This is a genomic window from Deltaproteobacteria bacterium GWC2_65_14 (genome assembly GCA_001797615.1).
Taxonomy (GTDB): Bacteria; Desulfobacterota; Deferrimicrobia; order Deferrimicrobiales; family Deferrimicrobiaceae; genus GWC2-65-14.
Genome location: MGPV01000004.1, coordinates 6,105 through 26,449, shown reverse-complemented (window position 1 = coordinate 26,449; position 20,345 = coordinate 6,105). Strand labels below are relative to the sequence as shown.

18 protein-coding genes and 1 other annotated feature are annotated in these 20,345 nt (G+C 68.6%); all 18 genes read right to left on the bottom strand.

The annotated features are described in order from the left end of the window. Positions 1–4: 4 nt before the first annotated feature. The 18 genes from A2X88_02995 to A2X88_02910 all read right to left on the bottom strand — a co-directional run bounded on the left by A2X88_02995 (position 5) and on the right by A2X88_02910 (position 20,342). Positions 5–1,471: a starch synthase gene (locus A2X88_02995; GenBank protein OGP35751.1), complete on the bottom strand. Its 1,467-nt coding sequence runs from the start codon at positions 1,469–1,471 to the stop codon at positions 5–7. 19 nt (positions 1,472–1,490) lie between these two features. Next, entirely contained in the window at positions 1,491–2,474 is a 984-nt protein-coding gene (locus A2X88_02990) for a galactose-1-phosphate uridylyltransferase (GenBank protein OGP35750.1), read from the bottom strand. 56 nt (positions 2,475–2,530) lie between these two features. Further along, positions 2,531–2,887, bottom strand: a complete 357-nt coding sequence (locus A2X88_02985; GenBank protein OGP35749.1) for an RNA polymerase-binding protein DksA — start codon at positions 2,885–2,887, stop codon at positions 2,531–2,533. 159 nt (positions 2,888–3,046) lie between these two features. Further along, the gene (locus A2X88_02980; GenBank protein OGP35748.1) at positions 3,047–4,957 is read right to left on the bottom strand and encodes a hypothetical protein; all 1,911 of its coding nucleotides are present in this window, start codon (positions 4,955–4,957) and stop codon (positions 3,047–3,049) included. 245 nt (positions 4,958–5,202) lie between these two features. Continuing rightward, the gene (locus A2X88_02975; protein ID OGP35747.1) at positions 5,203–5,991 is read right to left on the bottom strand and encodes a hypothetical protein; all 789 of its coding nucleotides are present in this window, start codon (positions 5,989–5,991) and stop codon (positions 5,203–5,205) included. After that, the gene (locus A2X88_02970) at positions 5,991–7,040 is read right to left on the bottom strand and encodes a hypothetical protein (GenBank protein ID OGP35746.1); all 1,050 of its coding nucleotides are present in this window, start codon (positions 7,038–7,040) and stop codon (positions 5,991–5,993) included. The genes A2X88_02975 and A2X88_02970 overlap by 1 nt, the downstream gene beginning before the upstream one ends. Beyond that, positions 6,992–7,993: a hypothetical protein gene (locus A2X88_02965; GenBank protein ID OGP35745.1), complete on the bottom strand. Its 1,002-nt coding sequence runs from the start codon at positions 7,991–7,993 to the stop codon at positions 6,992–6,994. The genes A2X88_02970 and A2X88_02965 overlap by 49 nt, the downstream gene beginning before the upstream one ends. A 95-nt stretch (positions 7,994–8,088) precedes the next feature. Next, positions 8,089–8,277 (bottom strand) — a binding site (cobalamin riboswitch). Positions 8,278–8,400: 123 nt separating this feature from the next. Beyond that, complete coding sequence (locus A2X88_02960; protein OGP35744.1) at positions 8,401–9,492, bottom strand: hypothetical protein; 1,092 nt, start codon at positions 9,490–9,492, stop codon at positions 8,401–8,403. Continuing rightward, positions 9,489–10,388, bottom strand: coding sequence for a hypothetical protein (locus tag A2X88_02955; GenBank protein ID OGP35743.1), 900 nt, complete (start codon positions 10,386–10,388; stop codon positions 9,489–9,491). The genes A2X88_02960 and A2X88_02955 overlap by 4 nt, the downstream gene beginning before the upstream one ends. Position 10,389: 1 nt before the next feature. Next, entirely contained in the window at positions 10,390–12,033 is a 1,644-nt protein-coding gene (locus tag A2X88_02950; GenBank protein OGP35742.1) for a hypothetical protein, read from the bottom strand. 57 nt (positions 12,034–12,090) lie between these two features. After that, complete coding sequence (locus tag A2X88_02945; protein OGP35741.1) at positions 12,091–12,609, bottom strand: hypothetical protein; 519 nt, start codon at positions 12,607–12,609, stop codon at positions 12,091–12,093. Next, positions 12,606–13,208, bottom strand: coding sequence for a hypothetical protein (locus tag A2X88_02940; GenBank protein OGP35740.1), 603 nt, complete (start codon positions 13,206–13,208; stop codon positions 12,606–12,608). Before A2X88_02940 ends, A2X88_02945 begins: the two co-directional genes overlap by 4 nt. After that, positions 13,205–14,779 carry a hypothetical protein gene (locus A2X88_02935; protein OGP35739.1) on the bottom strand — a complete coding sequence of 525 codons (1,575 nt, stop codon included), beginning with the start codon at positions 14,777–14,779 and terminating at the stop codon, positions 13,205–13,207. The genes A2X88_02940 and A2X88_02935 overlap by 4 nt, the downstream gene beginning before the upstream one ends. Beyond that, positions 14,776–15,561: a hypothetical protein gene (locus tag A2X88_02930; GenBank protein OGP35738.1), complete on the bottom strand. Its 786-nt coding sequence runs from the start codon at positions 15,559–15,561 to the stop codon at positions 14,776–14,778. The genes A2X88_02935 and A2X88_02930 overlap by 4 nt, the downstream gene beginning before the upstream one ends. Continuing rightward, the gene (locus A2X88_02925) at positions 15,558–16,769 is read right to left on the bottom strand and encodes a hypothetical protein (GenBank protein OGP35737.1); all 1,212 of its coding nucleotides are present in this window, start codon (positions 16,767–16,769) and stop codon (positions 15,558–15,560) included. Before A2X88_02925 ends, A2X88_02930 begins: the two co-directional genes overlap by 4 nt. Continuing rightward, entirely contained in the window at positions 16,770–18,467 is a 1,698-nt protein-coding gene (locus A2X88_02920; GenBank protein OGP35736.1) for a hypothetical protein, read from the bottom strand. It abuts the gene before it with no gap. 78 nt (positions 18,468–18,545) lie between these two features. Then, a complete protein-coding gene (locus tag A2X88_02915; protein ID OGP35735.1) occupies positions 18,546–19,106 on the bottom strand; it encodes a hypothetical protein in 561 nt (186 codons plus the stop codon). Positions 19,107–19,352: 246 nt separating this feature from the next. Then, positions 19,353–20,342: a hypothetical protein gene (locus tag A2X88_02910; GenBank protein ID OGP35734.1), complete on the bottom strand. Its 990-nt coding sequence runs from the start codon at positions 20,340–20,342 to the stop codon at positions 19,353–19,355. Positions 20,343–20,345: the final 3 nt, after the last annotated feature.

Sequence of the window (20,345 nt, the reverse complement as noted above, 5' to 3'; positions counted from 1 at the left end):
GGGGTCAGGCCTTCAGGCCCCGCTTCCGGAGCGCCTTCGCATAGAGGTCGGCATACCGGCGGGCGGAGGCGTCCCAGGAAAAGTCCTGTTCCATCCCCCGGAGGACGATCGCCTTCCACCGTTTCCGGTCCGCGTAGGCCGCCAGGGCCCGCGAGATCGCCTCCTTCAGCTCCTGCCCGTCGTACCGGTCGAAGGCGAACCCCGTCCCCCTCCCGGGATCGCGGTCGGCGTCGACCACCGTGTCGGCCAGACCCCCCGTGTTCCGCACGACGGGGACGGTCCCGTACTTCATGCTGTAGATCTGGTTCAGCCCGCACGGCTCGTACCGGGAGGGCATCAGGAAGATGTCGGCCCCCGCCTCGATCTTGTGCGCCAGCCGGTTGTCGAAGGCCAGCCGCACGGAGATGCGGCCCGGGTGCCGACGTCCCAGGCTCTCCATCGCCAGCTCGTAGTTCCGCTCGCCCGTCCCCAGAATCACCAGCCGCATCGGCTGCTCCGCGAGCCAGTCGCCGATCGTCTCGAGGAGGTCGAATCCCTTCTGGGCCGTCAGCCGCCCGACCAGCCCGATCACCGGGTCGCCCGTATCCTCCATCCACCCGAACTCCCGGAGAAGGTCGGCGCGGCAGAGCGCCTTCCCGGAGAGGTCCTCCCGAAAGAAGGGGGCAGCGATCCCGGGGTCGGTCCGGGGGTCCCAGTCCTCGTAGGCGACGCCGTTCAGGATCCCGTAGAGATCCTCCCTCCGCTCGTAGAGAACCCCCTCCAGCCCGTGGCCGTACTCGGGCGTCTGGATCTCCCGGCTGTAGGTGTCGCTCACGGTGGAGAGGACGTCGGCGAAGACCAGCCCCGCCTTCAGCAGGTTCAGCTTCCCGTAGAACTCCACCCCCTTGGGGGTGAACAGGTCCCAGGAGAGCCCCGTCATCGGAAGGTCGTGGTTCCAGAACAGCCCCTGGTACCCGAGGTTGTGGACGGTGAAAACCGTCGCGGCCGCGGAGAGCGTCTCCCCCCCGTGGGAATAGATCGTCCTGAGGTAGGCCGGGATCAGCCCGGTCTGCCAGTCGTTGCAGTGGAGGATGTCGTACCGCCGCCCCGACTGGACGAGCCACTCCAGCACCGCCCGGCAGAAGAAGGCGAACCGCTCGCAGTTGTCGACGTAGTCGCCGTCCTTGGTGGCATAGAGGAATTCCCGGTCGAAATACCGGTCGTTCCGCACGAGGTAGGCGCCGACCCCTTCCCCCGCGTCGGTCTTGAGGATCGTCCCCGTCTCCTCCCGGTGCCCCACCGGAACCCGCACGGACGTACCTTCCGGGACGAGGGGGAACCGCTCCCGGTCGACGGCGCGGTAGAGGGGAAGGATGCAGTCGGCCTCCACCCCGATCCTCCGGAGCGCCTTGGGGAGCGCTCCCGTCACGTCGGCCAGTCCGCCGGTCTTGGCGAACGGCACGATCTCCGAGGATACGACGAGCACTCTCATCGGCCGGGGATCTCCTCTCCTACTCGGGCAGCTCCCGGAGATACTTGGCCGCTTCCTCCGGGGGGGTCGGGTTGATGTAGAAGCCGGAGCCCCACTCGAACCCGGCGACCTTGGTCAGCTTGGGCATGATCTCGATGTGCCAGTGGTAGAACTCCGCGGCATGCTCCAGGAAGGCGGCGCTGTGGACGATGAAGTTGAAGGGGGGGTTCTCCAGCGCGAGGTTCAGCCTGCGCAGCGTCCGCCGGAAGATGGCGGCCAGCGGCCGGATCTGGTCCTCCTCGATCATCTCGTAGGCGCACTGGTGGCGCTTTGGGACGATCCAGGTCTCGAAGGGAAACCGGGGCGCGTAAGGGCTGTAGGCGAGGAATTCCCCGCTCTCCTCGACGATCCGGACCTTATGCTCCATTTCCTGGACGATGATGTCGCAGAAGAGGCACCGGTCCCGGAACCGGAAGTAGTCCCGGCAGCCGGACATCTCCTCCATCACCCGCTTCGGGATGACGGGGAGCGCGATCAGCTGGGAGTGGCTGTGCGAGAGGGAGGCCCCGGCGGCGGAGCCGTGGTTCTTGAAGACGATGACCGACTTGAACCGGCGGTCCTGCTTCAGGTCGATCATCCGCTCCCGGTAGGCCCGGAACACGTCGCCGATCCGCTCCTCGGGCATGTCGAAGAGGTCCAGGTCGTGCCGCTCGGTCTCGATCACGACCTCGTGGGCCCCGATCCCGTTCATCCGGTCGTAGACCCCGTCCCCGGCCTTCCCGAGATCCCCCTCGATCCGCAGCGCCGGGAACTTGTTCGGGACGACCCGGAGGGTCCATCCGTCCCCGTTCCCCCGGTAGGTCAGGATTTCCGGGGGAGTCATCCGCTCCGCCCCGGGGCAGAGGGGGCACAGCCCCTCCCTGCGTTCGGGCTTCTCCTGGGGGAAGTCGTGGGGGCGCTTCCCCCGCTCGGTGGAGATGATGACCCAGCGGCCCACGATGGGGTCTTTCCGAAGCTCCGTCATGTATCCTCCGGCGATGCGTGGAAGGAACTGGAGGGATTACCGTCGGCGGGCGCCGTTCACCGCGCCTCTTCCTCCTCGGCGTCGGTCTTGCAGTCGATGCACATCGTGGTGACCGGTCGGACGGTCAGGCGCTTCTCGCCGATCTCCCCCCCGCACCGGTCGCAGGTCCCGAAGGCCCCGTCGTCGATCCGCTTCATCGCCTCCTTGATCTTCGCAAGGAGCTTGCGCTCCCGGTCCCGCAGGCGGAGGGTGAAATTCCGGTTCGACTCGAGGAGGGCGCGGTCGGTGGGGTCGGGGAAGTTCCCCTCGGCAACCTCGGTCATGTCGGAGACGGTCTTCCCCGCACCGGCCAGCAGGTCGTCCATCTGCCGCTGCAGTTCCCCCCTGCACTTTTCGAGGACCCTTGCGTCCATGAACCTCCCCTCGGGGTGGCTTCCGAATAGTACATTGTATTTTATCGGGAAACCGGAGTAAAGAACCGGGAATAGGGCCGGCTAGTGCGGGGAGAAGCGCACCGGGACCTCGACCCAGCCGGGCCCGGAGGGAAGGGGAGCGGCCCGGATCCGCGCCGGTCAGATCCGGACCTCCGCTCCGAGAAGGAAGTTTATTCCCGGGGCCGGGTATCCTTTCCGCTCCTCGTACTCCCGGTCCAGCAGGTTCTGGATCTTCCCGCTGACGGCGACCTCCCGGAAATCCCCGTGCGGGAGGATCCACCGGTAGCGGGTGAACAGGTCCACCCGGGCGTACCCGGGCCTCCGGATGTCTCCCCCGTTCGGCGGGGCATCGAGCTGGTCCCCCTCGATTCTCCAGTCGAGCCGCCCTTCCCACCCCGGCGCAGGGGCAACCTGAACCGACACCATTCCCCGCTGGGACGGGATCCCGAGAATCCGGCGCTGGTTCGCCGCGTCCCAGCTGTCCGACCAGGTGTAGGAGAGAAGGAGCACCCCCCGGGGGCAGGGATGCAGCTCCGCCTCCGCCTCCACCCCCCGCGAAAATGCCCGGCCTACGTTGCGCAGCTCTCCGAATCCCACCGGACCGGAAACGGAGGCATCGAACTGGATCAGGTCGCGGAACCGCTGGTAGAACCAGGTCGCCGTGACCCTTCCCCATCCCTCAGGCAAGGTCGTGTCGGCGCCGGCTTCCCAGGAGACCGCGGTCTCCGGGGAAAGCGACGGGTTCCCGATGAACGGATCCGAGATCTCCGATACGGTCGGGACGCGGAACCCTCTCCCGGCGGCCGCGCGAACCCGGGTGCGGATCGGGGAGATCTCGTGGAAGATCCCCACCTTCGGGTTCCATTCCGTGCCGGCCACCGAATTGCGGTCGATCCGGACCCCCAGGCTCGCGCCCGTGTGCCTCCAGGGGGCCAGCTCCTCCTGGAGGTAGAGGGAGCGGTTGTAGACCGACGAGGCGATGCGGCTGTTTCCGAAGTTCGACCGCAGGTCGTCCGACCCGCGGTCCTTCCGGTATTCGAATCCGAGGAAGGTGGTGGAGACGCGCCCGGCGCTGTACCGTGCCCGGAGCTCGAGGGCGCTTTTCCGGGTCTTCGTGGTATCGGCGAACTCGAAGGGGAAGAGCTCGCCCGCGTCGGCCCGGTCCTCCTCGTCGAAGAACTCGTCGAAGAGGTGGCCCGAGGCGGTGACCGCGAACCGGTCGGTCACCCTCGTCTCCCAGCGCGCCCCGGCCAGGAAACCGCGGCGGGTCAGGTGATGATCGGCGTCCCGGGGGGTTCCGAAGTCGATCGGGATCCCCTTGTTCGAATCGGTGGAGAGGAGGATCGCGTGGAGCCGGTTCCGCTCCCCCGCCGGGAGATCCATCACGGCGAGGAACGATGCGATCGAGGTCTCGTCGTTGGGAAGGATCCCGTCGCTTTCCAGCCCCGCCGCGTTTATGTGGAGGCTTCTGCCTCCGCCGCCCGCCCGGGCGAAGCCGTTCCAGGACAGGGTGGAAAAGCTCCCCCCCGACAGCCCGACCCCGGCCTCGCGTCCGGCCGTCGGTCCCGGGGGGAGAAAGTTCACCACCCCCCCCATCGCGTTCGATCCGTACAGCGCGCTCTGGGCCCCCCGCACGACCTCCACCTGCTCGAAACCCTTCACGGGAAGCGAGGAGATGTCGAACTGCCCCAGCGTCGGGCTGTTCACCGGGAACCCGTCGATCAGCACCAGCGTGTGGGTGCCCGATCCGCCGCGGATCTTGATGTTCTCCCGGTTTCCCGGGCTGCCGCTGCGCTGCACATCCACCCCGGGAATCCCCTGGAGGAGATCGCCCGCCAGGGAGGGGCCCTTCAGTCCGATCTCCTCCTCCGTCACCACGCTGATGGACGAGGCCTGCTCGGAGACCCTCCGCTCGACCCGCGTGGCGGTGACCACGATCGGATCCGGCCGGGCAGGCTCCTCCGCATGCAAGGCTCCCGGCAGCGCCGCGGCCGCCGCGGCGATCAGCGCCGCCGCCCTTCTCCTCCACCTCCATCTCCCTCCGTTCATCGCTTCCTCCTTTCCCTCGAAAGGGATCGTGTGGTTTCGGGCGGGCCGGATATTCCGGCTTCCGGCGTCCTACTCCCCGCGCCTTCCCGGGGCCATCGCCGCCCCAGTGGCCTTTTGCGGGTTTCGCATGGGGGGGACACTCCTTCGCTCCACCCCGGCGGAAACCAGGAGATGTCCCCCCCCTGGCAGCAGCGGATTCGCACCGCCTTCCCCGGACCCTCCCGGTCGTGCTTCCCGTTCTCCTTCTACCGCTTCTTCCGGACGGGGGTGACGCGGACCGCCCCGGTCTCCGGGTTGCTGTCGCAGACGACCTCCACCCCGTACGCCTCCCGGACGTTTTCCGGGGTCAGCACCTCCCCGGGAGGCCCGGCGGCCATGATCCTTCCCGCCGACAGGAGGAAGAACCGCTCCGCGTATTCCGTGCAGAGGGCCAGGTCGTGGGAGGCCACGAGGGCGCTCACGCCGCAGTCCTGCGCGAGGCGAGTGACGATCTCGTAGAAGGCGACCCGGTGGTAGATGTCGAGGTAGGCGGTCGGCTCGTCCAGCAGCATCACCTTCGCCCCCTGGGCGATCGCTCTTGCAACCGTGGCCCGCTGCCGCTCCCCGGCGGAGATCTCCCCCAGTCCCCGCCCCTCCAGCGCCTCCAGCCCCGTCATCCGCAGCGCCTCCTCCACCGGCTCCCGGTCCTCCCGCGTCGCCGCCCCGAAAAACCCGTGATGGGGGAAGCGCCCCAGCGTCACGAACTCCCGGACCGACATCGGAAAATCCACGGGAGGGTCCTGCCCCACGACCGACAGCAGCTTCGCCATCCGCTTCCGGTCGGCGGTGTCCGGCCGGTGCCCGGAAACCCGGACCTCCCCCGATTCCGGAGGCAACAGCCCCGAGCAGATCCGGAGCAGCGTGCTCTTCCCGGCTCCGTTGGGGCCCAGAAGCACCGCCACCTCCCCCTCGCGGAGAACCAGGTCCACCCCGCAGAGCACCGGCCGCTCCCCGTAGCGGAAGGAAACCTTTTCCACGGTCAGGACCGGCGCCATTACGGCCTTCCCCCGTTCTTTCGCAGCAGGTAGAGGAAGAAGGGGGCCCCGGCCAACGCGGTGACCGCGCCCACGGGGAGCTCCCCGGTGGGGCTTGCCGTCCGCGCCAGGATGTCCGCGACGACCAGGAAGGTCGCCCCCAGCAGAAACGCGGCGGGAAGCAGGCGCCGGTGGCCGGACCCCACCAGGACCCGCGCTCCGTGGGGGACGATCAGCCCCACGAAGCCGATCAGCCCCGACACCGCCACGACCGATCCGGCGAGCAGGGAGGCGGTGATGTAGACGGCCGTCTTGACCCTCTCCACCGGCAGTCCGGTCTGGAAGGCCGCCTCGTCCCCGAGGAGCAGCAGGTCGATCCCCCGGGAGAGGAGGAACAGCCCCCCCACGCCGACCGCGACGTAGGGAACCAGGATCGCCACCCTGCGCGGCGTCCCCAGCCCCAGGTCCCCCATCAGCCAGTAGAGAGCCCCGGGGATCCGGCCCGGCGGCGAGAGGGCGACCATCAGCAGGATCAGGGCGTTCAGGAAGGCCCCCACCACCACCCCCATCAGGATCAGCCGCTCCCGGGAGACGCCGCTGCGCCGCCGCGCCAGCAGGAAGACCCCCGACGCCGCAAGCGCCGCCCCGGCGAAGGCGCAGAAGGGAAGCGGCAGGAAGAAGCCGGAGGGAAGCAGGAGGGAGGCGGCGAGCGCCCCCACGGCGGCGCCCCCCGACACGCCCAGGATGTAGGGGTCGGCCAGGGGGTTGCGCAGGAGCGCCTGGAAAGCCACGCCGGAGGAGGAGAGGGCTCCTCCCACCAGCGCCCCGAGCAGGGCCCTGGGCAGCCGCAGCGAAAAGACCACCTTCGCGGCGGTCTCCGCAGGGTCTCCGGCCGGGCCGCTTCCCCAGAAGGACTGCCAGACCTGACCCAGCGACACGGACACCGGCCCGGTGGAGACGGAAAGGGCTACGGCCCCGCCGAAGGCGGCGCACAGGAGGGGGAACAGGAAGGCTTTACGGCTCACCGCGCTCTTCCCCCCGCGGTTCGGGCGGGTGCCATCCGGGAGCACCAGCCCGCGAGGATCCGGGAAACCTCCTCCAGCGCGTCCACCATCCGGGGTCCCGGACGGGTCACCAGGTCTCCGTCGAGGGAACGGACCTCGCCGTCCCGGAAGGCGGGGATCTCCCTCCAGCGCGTCAGCGCCTCCGGGAACCGCTCCACGCCGGCCATCGCGGCGACCAGGATGATGTCCGGGGAGGCCGCCACCAGATCCTCCGCCGACAGCCGCGGATATCGTCCCGAAAAACTCCCCGCGGCGTTGTTTCCCCCGGAGATCCGGATCATCTCGTCCAGGAAGGTGCCCTTCCCCGCCACGATGACCGGGGAGGTGGACACCGCGAAGAGCACCCGGGGGGCGATCCGCCCGCTCTCTTCCGGCGGGCCCGTCCCATGCGGACCACACGCTTCCGGACGGGAAACCCGGGCCATCCGCGTCCGAAGCGATCCGGTCTCGCGCCGGGCCTTCTCCGGCACGCCGAGCAGCGCTCCGATCCGTTCGATCGCGTCGAGGACCGCCCGGAGATCCTGCGGACCCACCGCGAAGCAGGGGATCCCCATCTCCTCGAGGACGTTCACCTTCTCCTTCGGATTGCCGTCCGTCGTGCACAGGACCAGGTCGGGACGGGACGCCACGATCCGCTCCAGGTCCGGGTCCACGATTCCCCCCACCCGCGGGAGGGCGGACGCCTCCGGCGGATGGTCGCAGAAGCGGGTGACCCCGACGAGACGTCCCTGCATGCCGAGAAGAAAGACGATCTCCGTGAGGCTGGGGGCGAGGGAGACGATCCGCTCCGGGGAGCGGGGCAAGCGGACGACGACCCCCCGGTCGTCCGTCACCGATACGGGAAATCCCGCTCCAATGGCGTTGGCCGGAAGGACGGCGACGGCGAGCACGGCGGCGACCGCCGCGACCGCGCCGCCCGACCCGCGCCGGGAAGCGATTCGCGTTCCGAAACCCGGCAAGAAAAAACCCTCCGATCCTTCCCCGGGGGGAAGAGCCTGGAGGGTTCGGTAGTTTCGCCTGCCGGTTCCCGACCCTTCGCCCGCGAAAGGTGTCCCGGGAAAACTCCCTGTCGGGCCGGTCTCCTGGCTTCCGGCTGCGAGCCTACTCTCCGCGCCTTCCCGGGGGGTCTTTCTCCCCAGTGGCCTCGTTGCGGATTTCGTCGCCGGTCACAGTTGCGGGGCAGCGATGGATTCGCACCATCTTCCCGTTACCCTGTCCGGGCGCCCGAAGGGAACTTCCGTGATGTTCTTATATTGTGGAGGGAATCCCGGCCGCCGTCAAGGAGAGTCTCGACAGGAGAGTGTCGACAGGAGAGTGTCGCGAGAGGGGCCTTTTGTGTAAGGAGCTTTCGAGAGGGGCCTTTCGTCTACGGGATGGCCCCCCAGGACCGGAGCCGCTCCCGGACATCTGCCTCCCGCGCGGGGAACCGGCCTTTCGAGACGGCCAGGAAGGCGGAATAGGCCTCGGCGCCTCGCTCCCGGTCGCTAGTCCGTTCGTACAGGGCTCCGAGGTTGTAGAGCAGATCGGGGTTCGAGGGAAATCTCCGCCGCGCCGCGAGGAGCATCCCCTCCGACTCCCGCGCCTTCCCGAGAAGCCCCAGGGCGATCGCCAGGTTCACCTGAGGGACCGGATTCGCCGGATCCAGCGAGGCCGCCCGCCGGAAGAGCTCCGCCGCCTCCCCGGTCCGCCCTTCCTGCAGGCGGAGGAGTCCCTCGTTCACGATCGCCGGGGGATAGCCCGGGTCGAGGGAGCGGGCGCGGGAAAGGGCGGCCTCCGCATCGGAGAGACGGCCCAGGCGCAGCAGGGAGACCCCGAGGCCGTTCCACGCCTCGATGACCGCGGGGTCTTTCACGATCACTTCCCGAAAGGCCCGTTCGGCGGAACCCCAGTCCCCCCGTTCCTGGGCCAGGATCCCCTCGTTGTACCGGCCCAGCAGCTCCGCGCGACCGCCTTCCGGCGTGGTCGGAGAGGCTCGGGGCGGTTCCTGTGTTCCCGCCTTCTTTTTCGAAAAGACCGGAACAGGGATACGGGCGGTGCTATCTTCTCCGGCCGCGGGCGGAAGCGCGGTTTCCACGGGGCGGGCACCGGCCGCCGGGGAAGAGTGCTGCGCCGCCGACGCGGTCATGGAAGCGGCCGGGGAGCCGGCCGAGGTCTTCGACACGGGAGGCTCCGGTTCTGCCTGCGGGGGCACGGGAGACGCGGCGGCTGTGAGGGCTGGCCGCGCGGCCGGGGCCGCCGTCTGCGGGGCGACAGGCTGCGGTTCCGACGGGCGGTCCCGGTACAGGAGCATGGCGGCCGCCACCCCCAGAATCAGGGCGAGCACCGCGGCCCGCACGAGAAGTCTCCGGTTCCTTCGGGAGGGGGGGAATGGGCCGGACCCCGGGAGGGAGGGCGTCCCTCCGCCCGGGGCACCCGATCCCTTCTGCGCCTTCCGGAGGGCATCCTGGAGGAGGCTCACAGGATCGCTCCGAACAGGGCCAGCCCGGCGAGGAGGGCCAGAGGGGCCGCCACCCAGGGGAGCCACCGCAGGATCCTCCGCAACGCGCCCCCTCCCTCGGACAGGGAGGCCTCGCCCCTGCGGACATCGGCGGCCTCGACCCTTCCCGCGCCGCGCAGATAGGCGGAGAGGAAGGCACGGTCGCAGAGCATGTTGATGAGCCGGGGGACCCCGCGGGAGCGCCGGTAGGCCGCCGCGGATCCTCCCGGGGAAAGGATGCCCCGCCCCTCCCCCCCCGCCACCGCCAGCCGGTGGTCGATGTAGCGCTCCGTCTCCTTCCGGGTGAGCGGACGGATCTCGGATCGGACCGTAATCCGCTGGTTCAGCTGCCGGAGGAAGGGAAGGCGCAGCTTCTCCTGGAGCTCCTTCTGCCCGATCAGCACGATCTGGAGCAGCTTCCGTTTCTCCGTTTCGAGGTTCGACAGGAGGCGGACCTGCTCGAGCAGCGCGGGGGAGAGGTTCTGCGCCTCGTCCACGATCAGCACCGGCCGCCGGTCGGCTTCCGCCTCGGCGAGGAGGAAGCGGTTCAGGGCGTCCAGGCAGTCCTTCCTCGTCCCGACCGGATCCTCCCCCCCGAAGTCCTGCAGGACGGCCCGCAGCAGCTCCTTCTCGGTCATGATCGGGTTCACGATCAGCGCCGTCGTGAAGCGGCCGGCAAGCCTCCGGAGGAGGGCGCGGCAGACGGTGGTCTTCCCCACGCCGATCTCCCCCGCCACCACGATGAACCCTTCCCCGCTCTCCAGCCCGAAGAGGAGGTGGTCCAGCGCCTTCTGGTGGCTCTCCGACAGGAAGAGGAACTCCGGGTCGGGAGTCAGGGAGAACGGCTTCTCCTTCAGATGGAAATAGGCCTCGTACATGTCACTCCCAGGGGGTGATCCCCGTGCGCTCCCCCTCGGTCCCGTACACCCAGGGCCTTCCGCCGACGTGGAATCCCCGCCCGGCCCCCTGAGCCCGCTCCATCTCCTCGACGCCGATGCCGGCGGCGATCCCGTTGCGCAGCAGACGCGGACGGATGAGGATGACCAGCTCCGTCTTCTTCTTCTGCTGTTCCGTGAAGCGGAAGAGAGCGCCCAGGTACGGGATGTCCCCGAGCAGCGGCACCGAATGGATCACCTCCTGGGTCCTCTCCTGCATCAGCCCCCCGATGAAGACCGTCTCGCCGTCCCGCACGGAGACCACAGTGTTCGCCTCCCTCACATCCACGATGGGGGCGGTGTTCCCGTCCGGCGCCTTGGCGTCCCCCACCTTCTCCGTGATGGAAGGGTGGATGGCGAGCATGATCCGGCCGTCCCGCCCGATCTGGGGGGTGACGCTCAGGATGATCCCCTCCGTGATGGTGTCCGGCGAGTAGGTGACAAAGGCCGCGGAGGTCGTCGAGGCGGGCGTCACGGTGGCGCGGAAGAAGACATCCTGCCTCCCGATCCGGATGATCGCCCGCTGGTTGTTCAGCGCGGAGACCTTCGGCGCCGACAGGACGTTGATCTGCCCCTGCGTCGCAAGGGCGTCGATGAAGGCGTCGAACTTCGACCCGGACACCCCGATCTGGAAGGCGGTGGTCCCGCTCTGCAGGGTCTGCCGGACGGCGGCTCCCCCGGAAAGCGATCCCGAGAGGGAGAGGGAGGAGAGGTCGGGCAGCGCCGACCAGTTGATCCCGTACTGGGTGGAGTCGTCCAGCGCCACCTCTAAGATCTTCGTCTCGATCAGCACCCCGGCCTTCGAGCGCGTCTCGAGCGATCGCAGGTACTCCTCGACCTGCTCCACCCGGGCCGGGAAGTCGGTGACCACGAGGGTCCCGGTCGCGCGGTTCAGCACCGCCTTCGACCCGTCCCCGGAGAGAAGCGACTGGACCTCCTCGACGATCCCGGCGAAGAAGTCGAGTTTCTCCTCGGTGGAGACCGTGTTCTCGCTCTGGCTTTCCCCCGACGAGGGGGTGCCGGTCACCGTCCCCGTAGTCGAGGACGACCCGGACCCCGAGGTCGAGGTGGAGGCGGTCAGCGATCCGGAGCCGGTCCGCGAGGTGAGCAGGTAGTCGAGGTGAAAGATCCTCGTCACCCGGCGGGCCGGAAGGACGCGGACCGTCCTCCCCGAAGCCTCCACCCGGCAGCCGAGGAGCCCGCAGACTTCGTCCATGATCTCCGGCGCGGTCGCCCCCTTGACATCCATCGTCACCGTCCCCGAAACCTCCGGGGAGAGGATCAGGTTGAACTCGTTCTCTTTCGCCAGGGAGAGGAAGAGCTCCCTCGCCTCCGCCCCGGCGAGCACGAGGGTGTACCGGCGGGTCGCCTTGCGGAACTCCCCGGCCGAATCCTTCCGCCCTTCCGGAGCGTCGAGCAGGGCGTAGGGAAGCGGCTGCGCCTCCGGCCCGGCGGCCGGAGCCGTTTCCCGGGCCGCGCCGGCCGGCCCCCCGGCGACGGCCACCGGCAGCGGGGGGCCTTTCCGGACGACCTGGGGTTTCGCGCATCCTCCCGCGGCGAGGGAACCTGCCGCGAACAGCAGGACCACCGCGACTCGAACAGGCACGAATTTCACCGGTATCCTCCTCTCCTTCCCCCGCCGGCTTCAGGGCGAGGGCTTGAACATCTCCACCGTACGGGTCTCGCCGCCCCTCCGCAGGGAGACGCCGTACGGAGCCACCTTCTCGACCGTCCATTCGCCGACCTTCCCGCCGGCCGGCACCAGGCGGTCCCCGAAGATGGCGATTCCGTGATTTCCGGTAATCACCGTCCCGCGCAGGTCGGCGAGGAGACCGCCTTCCGGCTCCCGCTTCGCCGTCCCGTCCCCCGGCCCCCCGGCGGAACGGATGAGGTCCGGCCGCAGAAACGGGTTCCGCTCCCAGGACCACTGCACCGCCTTCGGGGCTCCGGCCGTCTCCCGGGGAGCCGCCTCCGGCGTTCCCGCCGGGGAGGAGATCTTTCCCTCCGCCGGGGCCGCGGCCTCCCGGACCGCGGCTGGGGGCTGCTGCGCGGGCCTCTCCCGGACCGCCGCGTAGAACCGGTATCCGCCCAGCAGGATCGCCACCCCCGCCAGCGCCCCCGCAACCCGCGGGTCGCGCATCGCCTCCCGCAGACCCCCCGTCACCGCCGGCTCCTGTAAAATGCGGAAAGCTCCAGCGTGGTCTCCATCTCCCCTTCCTTTTCGCTAACCTCGAGGTTCCGGATGGAGAGAAGCCGTTTCATCCTCGGGACCCCGTCGAGAAAAGCCGCCATTTCCTTGTAGGTGGAGAAGAAGGCGACGCGGAACCGGATCTCCCCCGGCGTCTTCTCCTCGGCCTCTTTTTCGCCCCCTCCGGGTCCCGACACCGTCGATCCCCCCCCGGGGTCCGTTTTCTCCGGGACGGAAATCCGCAAGGCCCTCAGGTTCTGCCGCACCGCCTGCCGCCCGAACTCTTCGAGCAATGTCCCGGCATCGGGCGAAACCGGCACCTTGTCCCGCCAGGTGAGGACGATCCCCTCCAGGCGATCGATGTCCGCGCGGGAGGTGTGGGACATCTCCCCCCAGACCTCGAGCGCCTTCCCCATGTCGGCCTCCGCCACGATCAGCTCGGCCTGCAGCCGCTTCACCTCGCGGAACTTCGGCGCAAAGACCAGGAAATAGGACAGGGCGGACGAGACGGCCAGGGCGGACGCGACCAGGAGGATCCCCCGCGCCTTTTTCGAGGCGGTCGAGATTCCCGTCATGTTCCCTCTCCCAGCCGGAACCGGAGGAGAAACTCCTGCTCATACCCTCCGCGCCCCTCCTTCTCCCCCAGGGGATGCATCCCGATCGGCTCGTACCGGAGGTCCGAAAGGATCCCCTGCTTTTCCACCGCGGAGAGGAACCGGTTCATCCGCTCCTGGACCTCGACCGGCGTGGCGCCCCGGACGCTCCCGTAGAGCCGCGCCCGGTATTCCCGGTCCTGCCGCTCCAGCGACAGCCTGGAAAAGGCCATCTCCCTCGGCACCGGCGCTCCCAGGGCCGCGAAGCAGTCCTTCCACCGCGTGAAGGGGGCGCCCAGCATCTGCTCCCCCGCCGAGGCCTCCCGCACGATGTCCCGCAGCGACACCCAGTGCAGGAAATCCTTCTCCAATGCCGGATGAAGATTGGCCCCCGACCTGGCGCTCTCCAGCGTCTCCCGGTACCGTTTCTCGGCGTTGTGCAGCCCCATGTAGAGCACGGCGTTCGCGATCAGGAACGCGGCGGCGATCGCGGCGACGGCGGCGTAGTTTCCCCAGCGCCGCTTCCGGTGGATGTATTCCGGCGGGAGGAGGTTCACCTTCTCCGGGTCTTCCGCGGAGATCGCCAGGCCGACGGGGACGGCGTATTCCGCCGCGTCTCCCGGCAAACCGGGGGAGAATTCCGCGGCGGCGAGGGCCGGGTGGGGCTCGACCGCGATCTTGAGACGCTCCGACACCCGCGTCACGATCCTCGGCGAGGGGGGGATCCCGCTCCAGTGGAGCCGCTGAATTCCCCCTCCCCGGGAGAGCTGCCGGTAGTAGAGGAGGGATCTCGTCAGCTCCGTCACCATCCGCTCGGCGAAAACATCCTCCCCGGAGAGGTGCGGCACCGCCGCGCCCGATTCGCCGCCCGGAAGGTCCAGCACGTTGTGATCCGGGATCTCCGGTACGCCCTCCCCCGCGGAAAGGAACTCCACCGGGAATTCCCGGGCGAAGCGAAGCTTCCCCCCCTGGGAAACGCAGATGACGGCCCGCGACGGTTCGGCGTGAAGCAGCCCCACGATCTCGTCCTCCCCCGAATCGAGGGGGATCCCCAGCAACGCCAGGGGAACGGAGGTCACCCGCACGGGGGAAAGGCCCGCCTCCACGAGCAGGAACACCAGCCGCCGGATCTCGAACTCGGGGGTGAAGACCGCGAGGACCTCGTCCCGATCGACCCCCTGCTCCGTCACCTTGCCGATGACCTCCCCGGTCACCCGAAGCTCCGAGACCGGGGTCGAGACCTCCCCGGCGATCTTCCCCCGCAGGAGCGCGTCGCGCGACTCCGCGCCCGCCGGGGGAATCGTGTAGATCCGGTGCTCGATCAGGGGGCCGAGGTAGCTGACCACCGCCTTCTTCGCCGTGAACCCGCGCCCCTCGAGGAACTCCCGGAGGAAATGGGCCAGGCGGACCGGCTCCCCTCCCGGCCAGTCGGCCGTCGCCACGGCCTGCACCTTCAGGGGACGGGTGCCGGGGAGGAACTCGGCGGCGCGGATCACCCTCGGGGAGATCTCCAGCGCCAGCATCCGTCCTTTTCCGCCGAAGGTCATGCTCACCTCAGATACAGGTTCAGCTGGGCCTGCTGGTTGTTCCCGGGAACGAAGACCACCGCCTGCCCGGAGACCTGCGGGTCCGGGGGAAGGGTGCACACCGCCGTGACCGCGTGAAATGCCGAATGGAAGTTCGCAAACGAGTAGGGAGGGGAAAGCGGAGGCGTATTCGCCGGCGCGGCCGCCTCGACCCCGCTGTTGGAGTACCACAAGGACACCGTGGAGGTCATCCCCGGGTAGGCCGCCGGCTGCGGATTCTGGATGAACTGGCCGGGGGGAGGGTTCGGGCTCCAGACGTGGAGGTTCACCAGGAGGCGGCCGTTGATGTTCACCGCGTTCGGCGGATGGACCAGGTCGTCGGCGGTCGACATCGTCCGATCGCGTCCGGCGCTGCGGATCTGCCCGGCCCCGGGACTCGAGTAGGCGTAGGGATTTCCCCAGGCGTCGTTCAGGTATCCGTTCGGGTCGAACCCGGAGTTCATGTAGGGGCCGAACCAGCCGACCTTCACCCCGAGCGTGCCGGTGCCGCCGAGGGGCTGCGTCCCCTGGACGTTCAACTGTACGAGGCCGGTCGGAAGCCTTCCCATGTCTCCCACGAACCCCGGGGTGGGGACCGCCGGGTCTCCCGCGATCGTCTTGTACAGTTCCTCCATCTCCTTCCGGGTCGCCTCCTCGCGCGACTGGTCGATCACGTTCGCGGCGTAGGGGACCGCCATCGAGGCCAGGATCGCGATCACGGCGATCACGATCACCACCTCGATCAGGGAGAATCCCCCCCGGCGGTTCACGCGCCGCCTCCCATCGCGCCGACCATCTTGTAGAGGGCCAGGAAGAAGGAGAGGGCGGCGCCGAGCACGACCACGGAGAGCACCACGATGATGAGCGGCTCGAGCACGGCGAAGGTCTTCCGCACGACGAGGGGCACCTCCCGGTCGTAGAAGGCGGCCACGTTCTCCAGCGTCTCGTCCAGCTTGCCGGTCGCCTCCCCGGCGGCGACCATCCGGATCACCAGGGGGGGGAACTGCCCCGACCCGGCCAGCGCCGTCGAGAGCACCCCGCCGGACGTCAGCTGCTCCCGCGCGGACCGGACCACGGCGGCGAGCACCTTGTTTCCCAGGACCTGCTCCACCACGGTCAGCGAGTGGATGGTCTCCACCCCCGCGCGGAAGAGCAGCGCGAGGTAATGGCTGAACCGGCTGATCTCGATCGCCCGGATCATCCCCCCCACGAGGGGGATGCGGAGCTTCCACCCGTCCACGCGAAGGCGTCCCTTTTCCGTCTTCTTGTAGAAATGGAGCGCCAGGAAGATCAGCGCGATCCCCGCGAGCAGATAGACCCCACGGTCCCGGAAGAAGACGCTGACCGCGATCACGATCCTCGTCGGGAGGGGCAGCTCCACCGCCGCGGCCTGGAACACCTTGATGAACCGGGGGAAGACGAAGGTGAAGAGGAGGAAGATGAGCCCCCCCACGGCGGAGAGGACGGTGATCGGATAATAGGTCGCCTGCTTGATCGTTTTCGAGAGCTCCTCCTGCCAGGTGAGAAACTTCGCCAGATCCGCCAGGACTCCCTCGAGGTTCCCCGTCGTCTCCCCCGCCCGGACGATGCTGACGTAGCTTTCCGGGAACACCTCCGGGTGCAGGGCGAGCGAATCGGAGAAGCTGGCCCCCGCCTGGACGTTCCGGCGGACGTCCCGGATCACCTCCTGGAACGCGGGGGCGTCGGTCTGCTCCGACAGGTCTCCGAGCGCGACGACGATCGAAATCCCGGCCGCGAGCAGGGTCCTCAGGTGAAAGGAGAACTGGATGACGTCGTTCCGCCGGATCCCGCGGCGGAGGAAGGGAACGGACCGGGCCCCGGACCGCTCCTTCCCGGACAGCAGGTGGAGCCCCATCGAGGCAAGCGCTTCCCGCAATCCCCCCTCGTCGGAAGCCAGCAGGATTCCCCGGGCCTTCCGCCCGTAATCGTCGATGGCGCTGTATTCGTACCGGGGCATCTAGGTCACCCGCACCGCCTCTTCCAGGGTGGTGGTCCCCTCCATCGCCTTCTTCACGGCGTCGTCCCGCATGGTCGCCATCCCCTCGGCTCGGGCCGCATCCAGCAGCTCCTGGCTGTTCGCGCGGGACATTGTCAGGCGCATGATCTCCGGCGTCACCTCCAGGATCTCGAACACACCGACCCGGCCGCGAAACCCGGTCCCGTCGCAGGCCTTGCATCCCTCTCCCCGAAGGAACTTCCCGTTCGCCGCATCGGGAAGGATGCCGGCCCGGGAAAGCACCTCCGGGGGAGGGGAATAGGGGACGCGGCAGGACGGGCAGTTCACCCGCAGGAGCGCCTGCCCGATGATCGCCCGCACGGAGGAGGCGACCAGGAACGGCTCCTGCCCCATGTTCATCAGCCGGGGGATCGCCCCCGACGCATCGTTCGTGTGCAGGGTGGAAAACACCAGGTGCCCGGTCAGCGCCGACCGGATCGCGAGCTCCACCGTCTCCGCGTCCCGCATCTCGCCGACCAGGATCACGTCGGGGTCGTGGCGCAGCACGGCCCGCAGGCCGGTGGCGAAGGTGAGCCCGGCCTTCACGTTGATTTGGACCTGGCGGATGATCGGCAGCTCGTACTCGACCGGGTCCTCGAGCGTGACGATGCTGCGGTCCAGCGTGTTGATGTAGGAGAGGGCGGAGTAGAGGGTCGTGGTCTTCCCGGACCCGGTGGGGCCGCAGACCAGGATGATCCCGTTGCGGCTTTCGATCGCCCGGCGGAACCGTTCCAGGTTCCCCTCGTCGAACCCGAGCGCCTCCAGACCTACGACGAGCCGTGCCCGGTCGAGGATCCGGAGCACCACATTTTCCCCGCACACGGTGGGAAGGGTGGAGACCCGGAGGTCCACCTTCCGTTTCCCCTGGAGGAACTTGATCTTCCCGTCCTGCGGCTGCCGGGTCTCCGCGATGTTCATCCCCGCCAGGATCTTGATCCGGGCAATCACCCCCGGCTGCAGCGACTTGGGAAGAGAGGGCCCCTGCCGGAGCTGCCCGTCGATCCGGAACCGGATGCGGAAGATCCGCTCCTCCGGCTCCACGTGGATGTCGGTCGCCCCCTCCTGCACGGCGGTCAGGAAGAGCCGGTCGACCAGACGGACGATCGGCGCCCCGGAGGTGAGGTCCGCCTCCGAGACCCTCCCGGCCTCCACCTGGCGCATCGACTTCTGGATGACCTCCTCGAGCGACCCGCCCCCGAGGTAGTAATGGTCGATCGCCTGCAGGATGCTCGACTCGGTCGCGGAGACCGCCTCGACGACATACCCGGTCGCCCGCTGGACCTCGTCGATCGCGAGGACGTCGAAGGCGTTCGCCATCGCGATCGTCAGGCGCGGGGGATCCAGGTTCAGGGGAATGATCTTGTGCCTTCGGGAGATCGCCTCGCTCACGCACTTGAGCGCCGCGGGGTCGACCATGGAGCTGTCGAGCTGGACGAAGGTGACCCCCGCCTCGGAGGCGAGGACCGAGGAGACCAGCTCCTGGGTGACGAAACCGAGGCTGATCATGATCTCGCCGATCCGCTCGCCGGTCCGCTTCTGCTCGCGCATCCCCAGATCGAGCTGGTCGGAAGTGATCAGGCCGGCCTCGATAAGCCGCTCCCCGAGGAGCTTCCTCCTCGGGGAGGTGGGTGTGCCCTGTGTCGCCTCCGCCTTCTTCATCGCGATCCCGCCATTCCGGGTACGGGAACGCAGCAGGGGCGCGACTCCGCCTCCACGTCCCGCCGGAGGGGTCTTCTCCTACTGGATCCGGAACCCGATGTCGTCGCTCGCAAGGGTCGCGGCGCCGGCCGCCGTATCGACGACCCCGTTGGGGCCGGCCGAGAGGACCCACACCGGGTTGGGCGGCGACTGGAAGTTCGCCGAGTTGATCACGTAGGACCTCGCCCACGGGTCGACCGGCAGAGAAGTCGCGTACGGCCCCTTCCAGGCGGTGTCGCCCGTGGCGGGATAGCCGTGCCCGTTGGTCACCAGGTGGGTGTCCAGGAGGTTCCAGTTGTTCGCCCCCGGCGCGGGCCAGCCCGCCCCCACGAAAAAGGCCGCCGGCGGCGCGGTCCCGGTGTAGAGGCCCGGGTAGTCCGCGGTCGCGGTTCTGCGGTTCGGCCAGCGGCCGAGATCCTTCATCGCGTTCACCACCGCCGCGGCGACCACCTGGGTCTCGTTCTTCGCCTTCGCGATCTTGGAGTCGTCGATGTACTTCGTGATGTAGGGAGTCAGGATCGCGGCCAGGATCGCGATCACCGCCACCACGACCACCACTTCGATCAGCGTGAACCCCTTTTCTCCGTGTCTTTTGCGCATCGTCTCCCCTCCGTCTCCCGTTCTGGCGGATCCCATCAATGAAAGACAATGTTGATAAAACAAAACTTAATTATACTTAATAATAATTAAGTTATATGTCAAGGACCTTTTCCGGGGCCGGGGAAAACCGGGTGCCCGGCCGAAGTTCCCTTTCCCCGATTTCATCGGACGGGAGCATCGGAATCTTTACGGAAGGAGTGGACGTCGGGAAATCCGGAACGACCCGGATTTAGGAGAATCGCGCCGTTACCGGGTCCGCGAGACGATGTACTCCGAGAGGGTGTGCAGCGCGGCACGGGCGGAGGTGTCGGGCAGGGCGGCGAGCAGCCATCTCCCACGCCTCACGAACGCGTTCGCCCTGCGGGCCGTGTAGCCGGTCCCCCCGTGCCGCTCCACGAGCCCCGCGAGAAAGGAGACCTCCCGCCCGGACGGGGTCCCGCCGCGCAGGATCCCTTGCGCCCTCTTCCGGTCGGCCTCCCCCGCCTCCCGCAGGGCATGGATCAGCGGCAGGGTGACCTTCCCTTCCCGCAGGTCCTGGAGAGGGCGCTTCCCCAGCTCCCTCTCCGAGCCGTCGTAATCGAGGATGTCGTCCGCCAGCTGGAAGGCGATCCCCACCGCCTTGCCGTACTCGAACATCCGCTTCCGCAGCCCCTTGTCGACGCCGGCCAGCACCGCGCCGGTCTCGCTCGCGGCGGCGATCAGGGAGGCGGTCTTGTGGTAGACGACCCGGAGGTACTCCTTCTCGGTGATCGCCGGATCGGCCGATTTCATCAGCTGGAGGACCTCTCCCTCGGAGAGGGAGACCAGGGTTCGGGCGTAGATCCCCAGCACGTCGAGGTCGCCGTCCCCGGTCATCAGCTGCGAGGCCCGGGCGAAGAGAAAATCGCCCACCAGGATGCTCGCCTGATTCCCGAACACGACGTTCGCCGAGGGCTTTCCCCGGCGCATGACGCCGCCGTCGACCACGTCGTCGTGGAGCAGCGTCGCGGTGTGCATGTACTCCGTGACCACCGACATCACCGTCCTGCGGGGGCCGGTGTACCCGCACGCCTCCGCGACCAGGAGCAGGACGGCGGGGCGGAACCGCTTCCCCCCGGACAGGGTGATGTGCCTGCCGATAAGCGGAACCAGGGTAACGGGCGATTTCAGGTGGGCGGCCAGCGCCCGTTCCACCTTCCGCAGGTCGCGCGCAAGGTGCCGGAAAACCCCGTCGATCGGGAGCTTATTCTCGCCCATGGA